This is a genomic window from Paraburkholderia nemoris (assembly GCF_905221015.1).
GTDB lineage: Bacteria > Pseudomonadota > Gammaproteobacteria > Burkholderiales > Burkholderiaceae > Paraburkholderia > Paraburkholderia nemoris.
Genome location: NZ_CAJNBO010000021.1, coordinates 122679 through 138097 on the forward strand (window position 1 = coordinate 122679; position 15419 = coordinate 138097).

Genomic DNA, 15419 nt, shown 5'->3' on the forward strand with positions numbered 1-15419 from the left:
CGATTGGATTTCGTTAGAAACAGAAAACCCCGCAAGCCTTTCGGCTGCGGGGTTTTCGGACAATCTCGGACAACTTTCAATGTGATCTTTGGTGGAGAGGAGGAGGATCGAACTCCCGACCTTCGCATTGCGAACGCGACGCTCTCCCAGCTGAGCTACCCCCCCAACGTGCAAACAATTCTAGCACAGGCATTTTGCGTTTTGCCAAGCGCCCGCGGGGGTAAAACCCGGAGGCAAAAGGGGCGGCAAAACATCACTTGGACGGCGCGCCAGCCAGCACCCAATCGACCACTGTGCGAATATCCGCATCGCTCATCGACTGATGCGCCGGCATCGGAATCATGCCCCACACGCCGGAGCCACCGTCCTTCACTTTGCGCGACAATTTTGCCGGCGCTTGCGCATCACCCTTGTACTTCGTAGCGATCTGCTGGAACGACGGGCCGACCAGTTTGCGGTCCACCGCGTGGCATCCCATGCAGGCATTCGAGGTAGCAACGATCTGACCACGCGGTGCATCGGCCGCACGCGCTGAAGAGGTAAAAGCGCCGGCCGTCAACATCGCGACAACGAAAGCAACGCCCCGCGTCATGGCGTCGTCGCCTTCGGATTACCCGGATGCACCGCGTTTGAATTGCTGACCGGCGCCGGCGCCTGCTGATCGAGCGGACGCGAACTCACCGATGAATCGGGGATCGCGCCGACAGTCGGCGTGCTCGCGTCCGGCTGCGAAGCGGCAACCGGTGCGGTCGCCGCTGCAGCGGCAGCCGCCGCGGCTTCCTGCGGCTGGATGTACTGGAACACCTTCACGACCTGCACCACGCCCGGCACGCGGCTCGCGACGTCGGCACCGCGATTGCCTTCGTCCATCGTGACAAGGCCCATCAGATACACCGAGCCGCGCTCGGCCACGACCTTGAAGTTGTTCGCCGAAATGTTCTTCTCGGCAATCAACGCGGTCTTCACGCGCGTCTCGAGGTAAGTATCATTCGTGCGCGACGAGAACGAGCTCGCCGGCATGATCGCCAGTTCGTTGACGATCGTGTTGACGTTGTTCAAGCCACGCACGATGGACTCCGCGCGCTGCTTCGAGACGTCACCCGCCACTTCGCCGGTCAGCAGCACGCGGCGGTTGAACACCGTCACGTTGACGTGCGCGTTGTCGGGCAAGTTCTGGCTGATCTGCGCCAGCGCCTTCACCTGCATCTCGCGATCTTCGGTCTGCGCGCCGAGCGTGCGCCGGTCGGTCGCCACCAGCGCGCCGCCGCCCGCCGCGCCGGCAACGGCGAGAAAGCATCCCTGCAACGTCGCGGACAGTCCCGCGGCGAACCCGACCACCAGCACGGTTCTCACCAGTGTCTTCTTGACGCGGAATACGCTCATCAACTAGCTCTCCTTCGGAATCAATCTCAGTCTTCGCCCAGCAACATGGCATCGATGCCGTCGCACAGACAATGGATGGTCAGCAAATGCACTTCCTGAATACGCGCGGTGCGATCGGACGGCACACAAATCTGGATATCGGTATCGCCCAGTACTTCCTGCATACGGCCGCCGCCCTTGCCGGTCAGCGCGACCACGATCATTTCGCGCTCATGCGCGGCCTCGATCGCGGCCAGCACATTGGCGGAATTGCCAGACGTGCTGATGGCAAGCAACACATCTCCTGGCTGGCCGAGGGCCCACACCTGCTTCGAAAAAATCTGCTCGAACGAGTAGTCGTTGGCGATGGCGGTGAGCACGGAGGTGTCGGTGGTCAGCGCAATTGCCGGCAAGCCCGGGCGCTCACGCTCGAAGCGGCCGATCAGTTCGGCGGCGAAATGTTGTGCGTCGGCCGCCGAGCCGCCATTGCCGCACGCAAGAATGCGGCTGCCGTTGGCGAGCGCGGCGAACATCGTGTCGATCGCTGCGGCGATCGGCATCGACAGGGATTCGAGGGCTTCGAGTTTGACTGCCGCGCTGTCGCGGAAGTGTTGTTGAATGCGTTCGACTGACATCGAGTCTCTAGTTTCTACCGCGAATAGACCGCAGTACGCGGCCGTGTTGTGAAGTCGTATTGCGAAGTCGTGCCGCTCTGATGAACCGTGCCGGACACACAGTGTAGATGCGCAAAAACATCGCGAAATGCGCTACTGCATCGCTGCTTTCTGTACGCCGGTGTGGTTCACGAGGTCCGCACGCGAGCGCAAGTTTATCGCACTCACGCCTATTCTCCCCGCACTGCATCAGACTTCGTCGGCGCGAAACGCATCGCGCAGCCACACGAGCCGGCCCGCTTCGAACGCAATCACGTCGAAACGGCACGCGGGCTCATCATGCGAACGTCTGCTGCGGGTTGCCAGGTAATACCGCGCGGCCCGCACGATCCGCTGCTTCTTTTGCCAGCCGATGCTCGCTGCCGCGCCGCCATACTGCTGTTGCGCACGCGCGCGAACTTCGACGAACACCAGCGCGCCGTCACGGTCGCGCATCACCAGATCGATCTCTCCGCCCCGGCACAGCACATTGCGCGCAACGAAACGCAAACGCTGCCGCTGCAAAAACTCCATCGCACGCGCCTCGAAAGCCGCGCCGACGAGTTTGGACCCGGTTGGTCTCGAAAAGTTGTAGCGGTCGGCCCGCGCATTCACCTGCCCTCCATCCGGTTCACGCACCGCTGCGTGGCACAATGGCGGCCTCGTTCTGTCTGTCTGCGTCTTCTGTCTCATGACTCCTCTCTCCGAACTCGCGCAAGGGCAGCAGTACCCTGCCGCCGCGCTGTATGTGGTGGCCACGCCGATCGGCAATATCGCCGACGTCACGCTGCGCGCGTTGCATGTGCTCGGACTGGTGGACCGCATCGCCGCCGAAGACACCCGCAACACCGGCCAATTGCTCGCGCGCTACGGCATTTCGAAGCCGCTCGTCGCCGTTCATCAGCACAACGAGCGGGCCGCGGCGCTGCGCCTGATCGAGCATCTGCAAGCGGGCGAACGCGTGGCCTACGTATCCGATGCGGGTACGCCCGGCATCTCGGACCCCGGCGCGAAACTCGTCGACGCGGTGCGCGAAGCCGGTTTCCCGATCATTCCGCTGCCCGGCGCAAGCGCGCTCGCCACCGCCTTGAGCGCGGCCGGCGACTGGGTCGCGACGTTCTCGTTCCTCGGCTTCCTGCCGCCAAAGGCAAAAGCACGCGCCGCGGCACTGCAAGCGCTCGCGAACCATCCGCACGCGATGGTGTTCTACGAAGCGCCGCACCGGATCGTCGAAACGGTGCAGGCCATGGCGGACGCATTCGGCGGCGAGCGCAAACTGCTGATCGCACGGGAATTGACGAAGTTACATGAAGCGCTGCACTGCGGCACCCTGGCCGAAGGGCCAACGTGGCTCGCGGCCGATCCGAACCGGCAACGCGGTGAGTTCGTCCTGGTGGTGGAAGGCGCGCAGCCGGAAGCCGCGGGCGAACACGATCACGACGCGTTGCTGGGCATCCTGCTGGAAGAATTGACAGTGAGCAGCGCGGCAAAAGTTGCGGCGACCCTCACCGGTGCATCGCGCAACGCGCTCTACACGCGCGCTTTGGCGTTGAAGAAAGACGAGGAATAAAGCGACGGGAAGGGATGTCCGCCAGCGGATCCGGCTTCTTGCAGCAAGAGCCAGGACCGCAAGGAATGAGCGGGCTGCGGGCAGCCACGGTTGAAGCGTAAAAGAAAAGGGCCGCGTTCAGAAGCGGCCCTTTGTCTTTCGGCAAACAACGGCGCGAGTTAGCGCCACGTTGCCCGGCGTCACGAGTGCGTCAGAGACGCGCCCGCAGCCACTGCATTACTTCTCTGCGCTCGAACCCGAGTTCGACGCCAGCGTTTCATTCAGCTCAGCGCGTGCTTCCTGCCGCGTCAGCCCTTCGATTTGAACGCGCGCGGTACCGGCGTGGCGCATGTCGAGCGCAGCGGCGGCGGCCATCGACAGGTCAATGATCCGGCCACGCGCATACGGGCCACGATCGTTGATGCGCACGACAACCGAGCGCGACGTAGCCGGGTTGGTCACGCGGACATACGAGCCGAGCGGCAACGTGCGATGTGCCGCGGTCAGCGCGTGCATGTCGAAACGTTCGCCGTTGGCGGTGCGGCGGCCATGGAAGCCGCGGCCGTACCACGAGGCGCGACCGATCTGATGAAAGTCCGAAACGCTGGAATTGTCGTCAGTAAGCGGCTGCGCGTCGGCCAGCGACGAGCCTTTGGCGGCTGCGCCGGATGCCGGCGCGCTACCGAAAGCTTGCGGGCCGAAGGAACCTGCCTGCGCATTCTTCGTGCTCAGCGGCGCGCCGCTGTCAGACGTGCTGCTCGCGCCCGGAGGCGTGGCACAGCCGGCCAGCACAAAAAAGGCAAAAAGAGTCCCCAGACCACGGGATAACCGAGTTTTCATAAGACGTGTAATCAAATTGTCGAGCCGCATCACGCGAAAAGTTGAGCGTGTTGCCTGCGACTCCGGCGGCAAAGGACGACAACGCGCCGCGCAAAAAAAGCGCAGTACGTCAAAGCCCGCACGCGGCTTACCCAGCCGCTACCGCACGGTTAATTTTCACGTCTGGCGCAACCTGTCCCCGGCAGCCTGACCAGACCCCACATGCCGCCATCGAACGTGGCAAACACGTTCTTGCGCGCGGAACTCAGCGCGCAGGAACAGCGGCGTAGGCCCCACCCAGCGTCACGGCATTTCAGTCCGTTGCAGGCGCGCGGCGCCTGGCTGGGTAAGACGTGTGCATCGAAAGCATCGATACCTGATGGCCGCCGACAAACGCGACAGCCCTTACTTGAGTGGCAATCCGCGTGCCCATTTTTGATGGGGACGCATCGCCGTGTGGCATGCACAATTCCCTGTGCATGGAGGCCATTATACCCAAAAGAAAATTTTGGGATGGCAAGCGACTGAAAACCTTGATGAATTTTCACTCTTGCTGCAAAAATGGGCAGCGCAAAGCCCGCTGCAGCGGGGCCTCAGCGCCCTCGACGAGCGTCGACGAGACGCCGGTACAATCAACGTTTTTCCAGCGGCGCCGTCATCCATGAAAGTCACCTTGATCCCCGTTACGCCGTTCCAGCAGAACAGCTCGCTGCTCGTTTGCGAGGCAACCGGACGCGCGGCTGTCGTCGATCCGGGCGGCGATCTCGATGTCATCCAGGGTGAAATCGCGCGCCAGAATGTGACGGTCGAAAAAGTATTCCTCACGCATGGCCACATCGATCACTGCGCCGGCGCGAAGACGCTCGCCACGCATTACGGCGTGCCGATCGAAGGTCCGCATCCCGACGAAAGTTTCTGGCTCGACAAGCTGCCGGATCAAAGCACGCGCTTCGGCTTTCCTGCTGCCGAAGCATTCGAGCCGGACCGTTGGCTGCAAGACAGCGAGACCGTGCAATTCGGCGACGAAACCCTCGAGGTCTATCACTGCCCCGGCCACACGCCCGGCCACGTGGTGTTCTTCAGCCGCGCGCATCGGCTCGCGCTGGTGGGCGACGTGCTGTTCGCCGGCTCGATCGGCCGCACGGATTTTCCGCGCGGCAATCACGCCGACCTGATACGCGCGATCCGCGAAAAACTCTGGCCGCTCGGCGACGACGTCACCTTCGTTCCAGGCCACGGTCCCACCTCCACGTTCGGCGCCGAGCGCCGCACCAATCCGTATGTCGCCGACGGAGTCAAAGCATGAGCAGCGAAATCTACGTGAGCACCGATGTCGAAGCGGACGGCCCGATTCCCGGTCCGCATTCGATGCTCAGTTTCGCCTCCGCCGCGTACACGGAAGACAAGCAGCTAATCGCCACCTTCTCCGCGAATCTCGAATTGCTCGACGGCGCCGCAGCGCATCCGGTGCAGGAAGCATGGTGGAAGACGCAGCCGGAAGCGTGGGAAGCCTGCCGCAAGGATTTGCAGAATCCGCAGGCCGCGCTGACGGCCTATGTCGAATGGGTCGAGGCGTTGCCGGGCAAACCGGTATTCGTGGCGATGCCGGCCGGTTTCGACTTCACCTATATGTTCTGGTACATGATGCGGTTTGTCGGCCGCTGCCCGTTTTCGTGGTCGGCGCTCGATATCAAAACGCTGGCCTTCGCACTAACCGGCCTGCCGTACCGCAAGAACATCAAGCCACGCTTCCCGAAGCACTGGTTCGACGAACATCCGCACACGCATGTCGCGCTGGATGACGCGATCGAACAGGGCGCGCTTTTCTGCAACATGCTCAAGGATCTGCGCGCCGTTCAGGCAGTCACGCTGACAGCGGCTAAAGATGGGGACGGCTCAGGACAAAACGCCGCTGAGGAACCGGCAAATTAGGTAATCTCCCTCGCCGAAGCCGTTTTACATTGCGTTTCGTTTTCGAGACCTCTACCATGCGTTGATAGGGCGACGCCAACGGAGGCGCAGTTGACACTCGATACGTTCTCTCAAAAAATCCTGCGCCTGTTGCAGCTCGACGCACGCCGGTCCGTGCAAGAGATTTCCGACCAGGTCGGCCTGTCGAGCACCCCGTGCTGGCGCCGTATCAAGGATATGGAGCAATCAGGGGTGATCCAGCGCTACACGGCATTGCTGGATCGCGAAAAGCTGGGGCTGCACGTCTGCGCGCTCGCGCATATCCATCTCACGCGCCACACCGAAGGCGGGGTCGAACAGTTCGAGCGGGAAATCGCGACCTGCCCGGAGGTCACCGAGTGCTACAGCACGACCGGCGAATCCGATTACATCCTCAAGATCGTCGCGCCGGACATCAAGGCGTACGACAGCTTTCTGCACGAACGCATCTTCAAGATTCCCGCCGTCGCTCAAGTGCGTACGAGCGTCGTGCTGCGCGAGATCAAATTCGATACGCAATTGCCGCTGTGAGCCTGTAGCCGCGCTCACGTGGCGCTATGCGGTTGCTCAGCCTTGGCGCTGGCGACCGTCTCGCCCGGCCCTGCTTCCGTCGAGACGCTGCTTTCGGCCTGCAGTGCATCCACTCCCTGCAGTACATTCAGCTTGCGGGCGCCGAGACGGCGCCTGAGCGCATCCAGATCGACACGAGCAAGACATGGCTCATCGCTTACGGCCGTGCGCGAGCTTGGCGCCGGCAAAACCACTTCGACATCGAGCCCCGTGCTCAAGTAATGCATATTGACCGACGCGGCCTTCACGCCGCCCGCGGCGAGCGCCGCGTTGACTTCGGCGACGACCCGCTCCCGGGTCGGCAGATTGACGGGCGGGTGCGCAACGGCGTCATTCTCCGGATCGACATGAATCAGCGCGTCGAGCACGCGGTTGTCGGCCAGCACGCGTAAGCGCGCCGATTCGGCGATGTAGTGCCCTTCCGATACCGAGATGAGCGGATCGACCAAGATGTGTGCATCGACCAGCGCGAAGTCGCCCATCTTGCGGGTGCGCATTTCATGCACGTCGCGTACGCCGGGCGTCGCGAGCAATAACGCGCGCATGTCGGTGGAGGTCGCTTCGTCGAGCGCGCGGTCGGAAAGATCTTGCAGCGCGTCCCAGCCAAACATCCAGCCCATGCGCGCCACCATGAAACCGACAATCGCCGCGGCGATCGGATCGAGCAGACGCACACCTGCGAGGCTGCCGATAATGCCAAGCGCAACCACCAATGACGAAGCGGCGTCCGAACGTGCGTGCCATGCGTTCGCAATCAACATGGCTGAACGCACGCGTTGCGCTTCGCGCAGCATGTAGCGAAACAGGCTTTCCTTGGAAATCAGCACCAGCACAGCGACCACGAGCGCGCTCATATGCACGGCGGGGATGCTTTGCAAATCGGCGAGGCGCGTGCCGGCGCGCCACAACATACCAACGCCAACCACAATCAGCAGCGCACCCAAAAACAATGACGCAACCGTTTCATAGCGGCTATGTCCGTAATTGTGATCCGCGTCGGGCTTGGCCCCGCTGTGCCGATTAGCGATTAGCACGACAAAATCGGAAATCAGATCGGCTAACGAATGGATACCGTCGGCGACCAGCGCCTGCGAATGGGCAAACACGCCGATGACGATTTGCAGCGCCATCACCACCGTATTGAGCGCAATACTGATAAAGGTACTTTTGCGCGCAACGCGATGTTTCTCGACGGACTGGACAGCAGCGGTGGAAGGCATCTCTGAAACAAAGGGAGGTTCAATGCCTGCATTCTACCCGTCGCATCTCGATATGCGCAGGATAAACCACAAAAAAACCTTTTAAATCAGACGCTTATCTAAACGAAAAGCATTCGCGTTCCAGTTTCATGGAGCGCGTGTGACAAAGAGTCACGGCAATTTCCAGCGGAAATAAAAAAACCGCGCCCTGGACGGTACGCGGTTTTTTTCTGGCAACAGCGCGCGCTTTAGGCGCCACTGATTGACCGTATAACTATTACTTCTGAATCAGAAATTTCTCACGATCCAGACCTGCGATCCAGCGCGGCGGCTTGCCGCGGCCCGACCACGTACTGCCGCTATCCGGGTCACGGTACTTCGGCGCGACGCCTGCACGCGGACGACCGGCTTTAGCAGCCTTGGCACCACGGCCACCACCGAGTTCAGTCAGCGAAATGCCGTAATCGGCCATTTTCTGCTTGATCTCATTCAACACTTCTGCATATTCACGCGACTTTGCTTCTTCGATCTGCTTTTCGAGCTTCTCGCGCTGTGCGAGTAGTTCCTTGTAGGAAGACATAGGTTCCCTTATGGTTTGGATAAATGACTGCCAGTCTTAAGCCGGCTTGCCCTTTGAAGTGATCATGCCTCGGAATTTGATGGCGAGATTAACACAAAATAGAAAAACCACAAAAGCGCGGCCGTGCAATTAATCTCAATTCGTTTCAAAAAATTTCACTCCGACGCGATGTTACGCGAATCCTTTCAAATAGCTAATTTTCGCATTCCGCTGAAAAGCAGGAGCGCACATCAGTCATTATTGGATTAACTATCAAAAAATGAAATTTAAGATGAGAAAATTGTCCAAACATTTCACGCGATGAAAGCTTTAACATGAAATGTCGGAACATATTACGATCCGCGCTCAACCTTGTTATTGCGGCATGAGTGTTTTCCCGAAACAGCAATCGAAACTTAATTAGCGTGGCGCTGGATGCAATCTTCGAGCGCCGCATGCAATGTTTCGGTATTGCGTTTCGCATCGTCGAAGACAAAACGGGTACGCACGCCGTCCAGCTTCAGATCAGCGCCATAGCGATCGACGCCAAGCACTTGAAGTCCGCTGGCGCCCGGGGAATGACCGGCGAAATGTTCAATCAGCGCGTTTTCTTCATCGAAGCCGAGTGGCGGCAGTGGATCGAGGTCGGCACCGGCGAGCCAGCCCATCGCGCCGAAGCCGCCGATGTAGCGCAGCCGTTCGAGCTTCATCGCCCAGAACGTGAAATCGCCGAGAACCAGGTACCGTTCGGCGTCCGGGTGATAGCGCAGATAGCGCTGTACGACTTCGGGGGTCGAGTCGACCGGTTCGAACGTGCCGAGCAAGGTGACTCGCTGACCGCTCAGCACGTCGCCGTCCGGCGCATCGACCACCAGAAAGCCGGCGCGCGGGTCGGCGTGCAGGTTGTGCGTATGCTCGGCGAGCCGGCTCACGAGGATCGTCGGACGATGCTGCGGGTCCGGCGCGAACGGCAGCACCGAAGGATAAGGAAAACCTTCCGGCTGACGCGCATGAGTAGCGAGCGTGCCGATTGCTGCCATATGAAGCAGATGCAGCGGAGCGTGAGCGGGAATGTTCAAGTGCGCGTTCCTCGATGGCTGGGTATTGGATCAATTCGCTCCAAGCATAAGACAGCGCGCTTCGTTAGAATCGGAAATTCGCTTTCAACGCGCTTTCTCGCGCGTTCTCCCTCCTCGAGATTTCCGTGTCCGACCGCTCTTCCGAATTCGTCACCCTCCCCGCCGCTCATCGCGATCTCTCCGACACCGGACGGCAGCGTGCCCGTGTGGCCACGATGGCGTTGTTCTTCATCGCCGGCATGATGTACGCATCGTGGGGGGTGCACGTGCCGACAGTGCGCGACCGCTTCCATCTGAACGCCGCGATGCTCTCGTACGCGCTGCTTGCTCTCGCCGGTGGCTCGATCGGCGCCATGGCGGCGAATGCTTCCTGGATTGCGCGGGTCGGCACGCGCCGGGCCTGTCTGACGGGCGGCCTGGTGATGTCGGCATGTGCGGTGCTGATCCTGATCGTGCCGGCGTACTGGATGTTGCTGATCGTGCTGGCCGCCTTCGGCGCGGGCATGGCCACGCTCGACGTCGCGATGAACGCGGAAGCCAGCGCTGTCGAGAAAACGCTCGGCAAGCCGATCATGTCGGCGCTGCACGGTATGTTCAGTGTCGGCGGAATGGCCGGCGCGGCGGTGGGCGGCCTCTTGTTGTCGCGTGGCATGGCGCCCGCCGTGCATCTCACGCTGGCCGCGGCGATCAGCGCGCTGGTGCTGATTGCGGCCTGCCCTTCCGTATTGCCGCACGTGCCGCACGCCGACCATCCCGACGCCGCCACGCCGCGCGCCAACCGCTGGCGCTCGCCGGCCTTGTGGGCGCTCGGCGCCATGGCGCTGGTCGCGCTGATCGCCGAAGGGGCGATGTACGACTGGGCCACCGTCTACATGCGCGACGTCGTGCTATCCACACCGGCCCTCGCGAGCGCGGCCTACGCGGCGTTTTCGGGCGGGATGGCAGCGGCGCGTTTCGCCGGCGACGCCGTGCGCGCCCGCTTCGGCGCACCGCAACTGGTGATGGCGAGCGCGTCGCTGGCCTGCGCGGGGATGGTTGCCGCACTGTTGCTGCCGAATCCGGTCGTTGCCCTCATCGGCTTCACGCTGATGGGTCTCGGGCTCGCGAACATGATGCCCGTGCTGTTCGCCGCAGCGGCGAGCGTCAAAGGCATTCACGCAGCCGAAGGACTCGCGCATGTCGCCGGGCTGGCGTACTTCGGGTTGTTGCTCGGGCCGGTGATCATCGGCGCGGTAACGCAGGCGACCAGCTTGCCGATCGGGCTGTCCGTGGTGGCCGTGTGTTCGGCGCTGATCGCGATCGCCGGTCCGAAGGTGCTGCGGCGTTTGAAGATTTGACGCAGACGTGCGCTGCTGTTGTATCGGCGAGCGTCACGCCATATGAAAACGCGCGTTCTTACGTTACGTTACGCGAGGCCTGCACGTTGATGTGTTCCTCGCCACATCGGTAGCCTCGACACCTCCACCGCTTCGCGCGCACACTCACAAGTCGTTGATCCGTATGAATTTATTGATCTCGATAATGGTCGAAACAGAAATGGCATAGGCCTTGCAGTTAGCTTCCCAGCAATTTTCAAATTACGGGGGAGCAGACCATGAATCGCAATTTCAAACTGTCGGCGATCGCCATGTGCGTGACGTCGATGATCTTACTGACCGGATGCGGAAGCACGTTGGTCAGACCGGGCGTCTCGAGTGGGTCGGGTAGTGGTTCCGGCAGCGGCTCGGGGAACGGAGGCGGAACACCTACTCCGACGCCGACACCCACACCGACGCCAACGCCCACACCGACGCCGACGCCCACACCCACGCCGACTCCGACTCCGACGCCCACGCCCACGCCAACCAGCGCCAACCCGATCGGCGTCGTCGTCCAGAACACCGGCAACGTGGTGTCCGCGACCGGCCAAACCGTCTCCGCAATCGGCAACCAGATCGGTCTCACGCCGATCCCCGGCTCGAACCCGGCCACCTCGACCGCGCTCGGCAACGTCGTCTCGAATCTCGGCGCCGGTGTCACCGCAGTCGGCACGGGTGCCGCGAACGGCCTCGGCCAGCTCGGCAACTCCACTGATCCGCTCGGCACGACGCTGGCGAGCAGCGGCGGCCTCGTTTATAACGCAGGCCAGGCCGTCAACAGCGCCGGCCAACTCGTGACGAGTCTCGGCAGCGGTCCCACCGCCCCGCTCAGCCCGCTGACTACCCCGCTCGGCAGCACGGTCTCGACGCTCGGCATTGCAGTCAGCGGCCTCGGCACGCAACTGACCTCGCAGCTAACGAACGGCCCGATCCAGCAAGTGACGCAGACCGTCAGCACCGCGATCACGCCGATCACCGCCACGCTCGCGCAAACGACCCAAACCGTCGGCGATACGACCGGACTCGGCGCACCGCTGAACGGTTTGCTGTCGACCATCGGTCACGGCCTCGACACCGCGGGCAGCCAGGTCAGCAACGCGACCAACAACCCGATCGGCCAGAACCTCGGCAGTGTCGTGACCAAGCTCGGCGATACGGTCACGTCCGCCGGCGGCTTGCTGACCGCGGGCGGCACGAGCAGTGGCAACCCGCTCGGCGGCCTCACCGGCATCCTGAATCCGGGCGGCAGCGGCGGCACGACCGGCAATCCGCTGGCGCCGTTGACCAGCATTCTCACCGCGTTGCCCGGCACCTTGAGCGGCGGCCTGACCGGCGGCAGTGGTTCCAGCAGTCCGCTTGCGCCGATTACCAGCGTCCTTAGCACGGTGACCGGCAGTCTCGGTGGCCTCAGCGGCAGCTCGGGCAGCAGCCCGCTGGCACCGCTGACCAGCGTCCTAAGCACCGTGACTGGCAGTCTCGGTGGCATCGGCGGTAGCTCATCAGGCAGCAGCCCGCTGGCACCGCTGACCGGTGTGCTGAACTCGGTCACGGGGGCATTGAGCGGCGCGACCGGTGGCAGCGGCAGCAGCGGCAACCCGCTGGCGCCGGTGACGTCGGCGGTGTCGTCGCTGACTGGCACGCTCGGCTCGGCTGCGGGTTCGGGCGGCACCAGCAACCCGCTTGCGCCAATCACCGGCCTGCTGGGCACCGTCACCGGCGCATTGACCGGTTCGGGAACCCCGACCGGCGGCACCACGGGCGGTGGCTTGCTCGGCGGTCTCGGCGGCCTGACGAGCAAGAAGTAACGAATACGAATAACGACAGTCAATAAAGACGCGAAAAAACAAGCGTCGAAGGGGGGCGGCGAGCCGGGTCAACCGGCTCGCCGTTTTTTTCACAGTTCGTGATACGTCACATAGTCGCGCGAGAAGTCGTTACGCTGTAGAAAATTGGTGAACGTCATCGTCACCGATGCATCGAGTCCTTCCACGTAATGCCACCAGCCGATCGGCAGAAACAGTAATTCCCCGGGTTCGAGCGTGCATTCCATCAAATGCGCATTGCGCATCGACGGGAATCGCTCGTAGTCGATCGCACCGCCGTCCACCTGCGAATAACAATGCAGCATGTTCGCCATATGCGGTGTATCGGACAACGGCACCAGCTTGATCTGTTTGCGGCCGATCACCTGCGCCATGAAGTTATTGGTCAGATCATGGTGAAACGGCGTCTTTGTTCCAGCCGGCCCCATCCAGAAAAAACCTGTATCGGCCGACCCGGCATCAAGATATTCGCGGATAGTCGGCACGTCTGACCATAACGCCGCGAGGGCCGCGCGATTGTGCGAGGTGTTATTGGCGGTCATGTAGAAATCGTTAGTTGGGCCGCTGCGCTCGACGAGATCGACATAATCGGCAAAGCGCATCATGCGCTTGAGCTTCGGCTGATTGATTTCGTAATTCGCATCCGACTCGCGGCCGAACTGCACTTCGACTTCACACTCGCCGCACCGCTCGCGAAAGTAGTCGAAACGCCACTGCGTGCGTGCCGGCCAGAAATCGAAAGCGCCGGTGATGATGACCGGCCGGTTCTGAAAGTAGTACTGCTCAAAGAACTCGTCACGCGATAAGCGCTCGCGCCGTTCGATCACGCCGCTTCCGGCGCGCATACGATTGAGCGTGCCGTACACCGACAATATCCATTCGCGCTTGCGCAAACGATTGCGCAAGCGCACCGCGCCCTCAAAGTAAGGACTCGCGAGCGCCGTCTCGATTTCGCGCGCGGCTTCGGCCGGGTCGAAACCATGGCCGACCAGCGCACCGTGCAGCGCGGGCGGCGGTGCGTCGAGCAGCAGATTCTCGGCAATCCAGCGGCGCCAGCCGTTATCGATCGAACGGATCTCAGTGGTCACGGCATTCTCCCAAACGATGTTCTCAAACTCGTTAGCCTCGCACGCAAACGCTCAAAAGAAAAGGCACGCGAGCCTTGCGGCGCGCGTGCCTTTTAACTGCGTGACCGAAGACAAACAAAGCCGTCTTCGGTCATGCGGCTATTACATCTTCACTACGTCGAGCAGCGTCTTCTTGCCTGCCTTGTAGTTGTACAGCGAGATCACGCCGTGTTGAAGGTCGCCCTTCGAGTCGAACGTGGTTTCGCCGATCACACCCTTGTAGTCGGTCGCCGGCATTGCTGCCAGGATCTTCGCCGGATCGGTCGAGTTCGCACGCTTCATAGCGTCGACGATGATGTACACAGCGTCATACGTGAACGGAGCGTAGATCTGGATCGGCTGACCGAAACGCTTCTGATACTTGGCGAGGAACGCTGCGCCGCCAGCCATCTTCTCGAGCGCCATACCGGCTTCCGAGCAGACGATGTTGTCGGTTGCGTCGCCAGCCAGGTCCGACAGCTTGTCGGTACACACGCCGTCGCCTGCCAGCACCTTCGCACGCAAGCCGAGCTGCTTGGCTTGCTTGGCGAACGGGCCGCCGGTTGCGTCCATACCGCCGTACATGATCGCGTCCGGGTTTTCGCCCTTGATCTTCGTCAGAATCGCGCGGAAGTCGACAGCCTTGTCGTTCGTCGCGTCATGCGACATCACGTTCAGGCCCAGCGACTTGGCGGTCTTTTCGAATTCGTTGGCGAGACCTTGACCGTAAGCGGTCGAGTCGTCGACGATCGCGACGCTCTTCACTTTCAGACCCTTGGCTGCGTAGTTAGCCAGTGCCGGACCTTGTTGCGCATCGGTCGCCACGACGCGGTACGTCGTCTTGAAACCTTGTTGCGTGTAGGCCGGGTTCGTTGCCGACGGCGAGATCTGCACGATGCCAGCGTCGCTATAGATCTTCGAAGCCGGGATCGACGTGCCCGAGTTCAAGTGGCCGACCACTGCGACGACCTTATCGTCAACCAGCTTCTGCGCAACTTGCGTAGCCGTACGCGGGTCAGCTGCGTCGTCTTGTGCGTCGAGTTGCAGCGTGATTTTCTGGCCGCCGATCGTCAGGCCCTTGGCGTTGATTTCTTCAACAGCCAGACGCGCGCCGTTTTCGTTGTCTTTACCCAGGTGAGCGATACCGCCGGTCAACGGTGCAACGTGGCCGATCTTGACGACCTCGTCCGCCACCGCGCCCGTAGCCAATGACGCAAACAACATGGCCGCAGCGCTGATCGGCAAAAGCTTTTGAATCTTGATGTTCATGTAAGTCTCCAGTTTCGGTCCCAAAAACAACGTAATCGCCCTGTGCCCCCGCTTCCCTACACGTGTCGCTCAGTCCCGTGGACGACCACGCCGGTTGCATCGTTCATGCACTTGGCCAGCACG

16 protein-coding genes and 1 tRNA gene are annotated in these 15419 nt (G+C 61.8%); 6 read left to right on the forward strand and 11 right to left on the reverse strand.

Going from position 1 to position 15419, the window contains the following annotated elements; all coding sequences use genetic code 11:
* Positions 1 to 89: 89 nt before the first annotated feature.
* The 5 genes from KHO33_RS28785 to KHO33_RS28805 form a co-directional block, all read right to left on the reverse strand.
* Positions 90 to 165 (reverse strand) — tRNA-Ala (locus KHO33_RS28785).
* A gap of 88 nt (positions 166 to 253) precedes the next feature.
* Positions 254 to 592, reverse strand: a complete 339-nt coding sequence (locus KHO33_RS28790) for a c-type cytochrome (protein WP_200564184.1) — start codon at positions 590 to 592, stop codon at positions 254 to 256.
* Positions 589 to 1383: a BON domain-containing protein gene (locus KHO33_RS28795; protein ID WP_200564186.1), complete on the reverse strand. Its 795-nt coding sequence runs from the start codon at positions 1381 to 1383 to the stop codon at positions 589 to 591. Before KHO33_RS28795 ends, KHO33_RS28790 begins: the two co-directional genes overlap by 4 nt.
* A gap of 26 nt (positions 1384 to 1409) precedes the next feature.
* Entirely contained in the window at positions 1410 to 1997 is a 588-nt protein-coding gene (locus KHO33_RS28800; RefSeq protein ID WP_200564188.1) for a phosphoheptose isomerase, read from the reverse strand.
* 228 nt (positions 1998 to 2225) lie between these two features.
* Entirely contained in the window at positions 2226 to 2708 is a 483-nt protein-coding gene (locus KHO33_RS28805; protein WP_128576527.1) for a YraN family protein, read from the reverse strand.
* On the opposite strand from KHO33_RS28805, the gene rsmI reads away from it, so the two are divergent.
* On the forward strand, positions 2707 to 3585 hold the full coding sequence (rsmI, locus tag KHO33_RS28810) for a 16S rRNA (cytidine(1402)-2'-O)-methyltransferase (RefSeq protein ID WP_200564190.1): 879 nt from the start codon (positions 2707 to 2709) through the stop codon (positions 3583 to 3585). The genes KHO33_RS28805 and rsmI overlap by 2 nt on opposite strands.
* Before the next feature lie 216 nt (positions 3586 to 3801).
* On the opposite strand, the gene KHO33_RS28815 is transcribed toward rsmI, so the two are convergent.
* Complete coding sequence (locus KHO33_RS28815) at positions 3802 to 4404, reverse strand: septal ring lytic transglycosylase RlpA family protein (protein ID WP_407946201.1); 603 nt, start codon at positions 4402 to 4404, stop codon at positions 3802 to 3804.
* A gap of 640 nt (positions 4405 to 5044) precedes the next feature.
* On the opposite strand from KHO33_RS28815, the gene KHO33_RS28820 reads away from it, so the two are divergent.
* The 3 genes from KHO33_RS28820 to KHO33_RS28830 all read left to right on the forward strand — a co-directional run bounded on the left by KHO33_RS28820 (position 5045) and on the right by KHO33_RS28830 (position 6864).
* Positions 5045 to 5689: an MBL fold metallo-hydrolase gene (locus KHO33_RS28820; protein ID WP_054037922.1), complete on the forward strand. Its 645-nt coding sequence runs from the start codon at positions 5045 to 5047 to the stop codon at positions 5687 to 5689.
* The gene (locus tag KHO33_RS28825) at positions 5686 to 6315 is read left to right on the forward strand and encodes a 3'-5' exonuclease family protein (protein WP_200564194.1); all 630 of its coding nucleotides are present in this window, start codon (positions 5686 to 5688) and stop codon (positions 6313 to 6315) included. The genes KHO33_RS28820 and KHO33_RS28825 overlap by 4 nt, the downstream gene beginning before the upstream one ends.
* 90 nt (positions 6316 to 6405) lie before the next feature.
* Complete coding sequence (locus KHO33_RS28830; RefSeq protein WP_012431468.1) at positions 6406 to 6864, forward strand: Lrp/AsnC family transcriptional regulator; 459 nt, start codon at positions 6406 to 6408, stop codon at positions 6862 to 6864.
* A gap of 14 nt (positions 6865 to 6878) precedes the next feature.
* Here the strand turns inward: KHO33_RS28830 and KHO33_RS28835 are convergent, their stop codons facing one another.
* The 3 genes from KHO33_RS28835 to KHO33_RS28845 all read right to left on the reverse strand — a co-directional run bounded on the left by KHO33_RS28835 (position 6879) and on the right by KHO33_RS28845 (position 9740).
* Complete coding sequence (locus KHO33_RS28835) at positions 6879 to 8123, reverse strand: cation diffusion facilitator family transporter (protein ID WP_200564196.1); 1245 nt, start codon at positions 8121 to 8123, stop codon at positions 6879 to 6881.
* Between the two features lie 256 nt (positions 8124 to 8379).
* The gene (locus tag KHO33_RS28840) at positions 8380 to 8682 is read right to left on the reverse strand and encodes an H-NS histone family protein (RefSeq protein ID WP_054037926.1); all 303 of its coding nucleotides are present in this window, start codon (positions 8680 to 8682) and stop codon (positions 8380 to 8382) included.
* Between the two features lie 395 nt (positions 8683 to 9077).
* On the reverse strand, positions 9078 to 9740 hold the full coding sequence (locus KHO33_RS28845; protein ID WP_200564198.1) for a HugZ family pyridoxamine 5'-phosphate oxidase: 663 nt from the start codon (positions 9738 to 9740) through the stop codon (positions 9078 to 9080).
* A gap of 125 nt (positions 9741 to 9865) precedes the next feature.
* Between KHO33_RS28845 and KHO33_RS28850 the strand changes: the two genes are divergently transcribed.
* Positions 9866 to 11077, forward strand: a complete 1212-nt coding sequence (locus KHO33_RS28850) for an MFS transporter (RefSeq protein WP_200564200.1) — start codon at positions 9866 to 9868, stop codon at positions 11075 to 11077.
* A gap of 257 nt (positions 11078 to 11334) precedes the next feature.
* Positions 11335 to 12903, forward strand: a complete 1569-nt coding sequence (locus KHO33_RS28855) for a collagen-like triple helix repeat-containing protein (RefSeq protein ID WP_200564202.1) — start codon at positions 11335 to 11337, stop codon at positions 12901 to 12903.
* 89 nt (positions 12904 to 12992) lie between these two features.
* On the opposite strand, the gene KHO33_RS28860 is transcribed toward KHO33_RS28855, so the two are convergent.
* Together KHO33_RS28860 and KHO33_RS28865 are read right to left on the reverse strand one after the other, a co-directional pair.
* Positions 12993 to 14009, reverse strand: coding sequence for a cupin-like domain-containing protein (locus KHO33_RS28860; RefSeq protein WP_200564204.1), 1017 nt, complete (start codon positions 14007 to 14009; stop codon positions 12993 to 12995).
* A gap of 141 nt (positions 14010 to 14150) precedes the next feature.
* Positions 14151 to 15296: a branched-chain amino acid ABC transporter substrate-binding protein gene (locus KHO33_RS28865; RefSeq protein ID WP_054037935.1), complete on the reverse strand. Its 1146-nt coding sequence runs from the start codon at positions 15294 to 15296 to the stop codon at positions 14151 to 14153.
* Positions 15297 to 15419: the final 123 nt, after the last annotated feature.

What these genes read in the sequence shown, in the direction of transcription:
- KHO33_RS28840 (WP_054037926.1), bottom strand. Translation starts at nt 8,682, where the DNA reads ATGTCTTCCTACAAGGAACTACTCGCACAGCGCGAGAAGCTCGAAAAG.
- KHO33_RS28835 (WP_200564196.1), bottom strand. Translation starts at nt 8,123, where the DNA reads ATGCCTTCCACCGCTGCTGTCCAGTCCGTCGAGAAACATCGCGTTGCG.
- KHO33_RS28805 (WP_128576527.1), bottom strand. Translation starts at nt 2,708, where the DNA reads ATGAGACAGAAGACGCAGACAGACAGAACGAGGCCGCCATTGTGCCAC.
- KHO33_RS28865 (WP_054037935.1), bottom strand. Translation starts at nt 15,296, where the DNA reads ATGAACATCAAGATTCAAAAGCTTTTGCCGATCAGCGCTGCGGCCATG.
- KHO33_RS28825 (WP_200564194.1), top strand. Translation starts at nt 5,686, where the DNA reads ATGAGCAGCGAAATCTACGTGAGCACCGATGTCGAAGCGGACGGCCCG.
- KHO33_RS28800 (WP_200564188.1), bottom strand. Translation starts at nt 1,997, where the DNA reads ATGTCAGTCGAACGCATTCAACAACACTTCCGCGACAGCGCGGCAGTC.
- KHO33_RS28790 (WP_200564184.1), bottom strand. Translation starts at nt 592, where the DNA reads ATGACGCGGGGCGTTGCTTTCGTTGTCGCGATGTTGACGGCCGGCGCT.
- KHO33_RS28815 (WP_407946201.1), bottom strand. Translation starts at nt 4,404, where the DNA reads ATGAAAACTCGGTTATCCCGTGGTCTGGGGACTCTTTTTGCCTTTTTT.
- KHO33_RS28855 (WP_200564202.1), top strand. Translation starts at nt 11,335, where the DNA reads ATGAATCGCAATTTCAAACTGTCGGCGATCGCCATGTGCGTGACGTCG.
- KHO33_RS28820 (WP_054037922.1), top strand. Translation starts at nt 5,045, where the DNA reads ATGAAAGTCACCTTGATCCCCGTTACGCCGTTCCAGCAGAACAGCTCG.
- KHO33_RS28795 (WP_200564186.1), bottom strand. Translation starts at nt 1,383, where the DNA reads ATGAGCGTATTCCGCGTCAAGAAGACACTGGTGAGAACCGTGCTGGTG.
- rsmI (WP_200564190.1), top strand. Translation starts at nt 2,707, where the DNA reads ATGACTCCTCTCTCCGAACTCGCGCAAGGGCAGCAGTACCCTGCCGCC.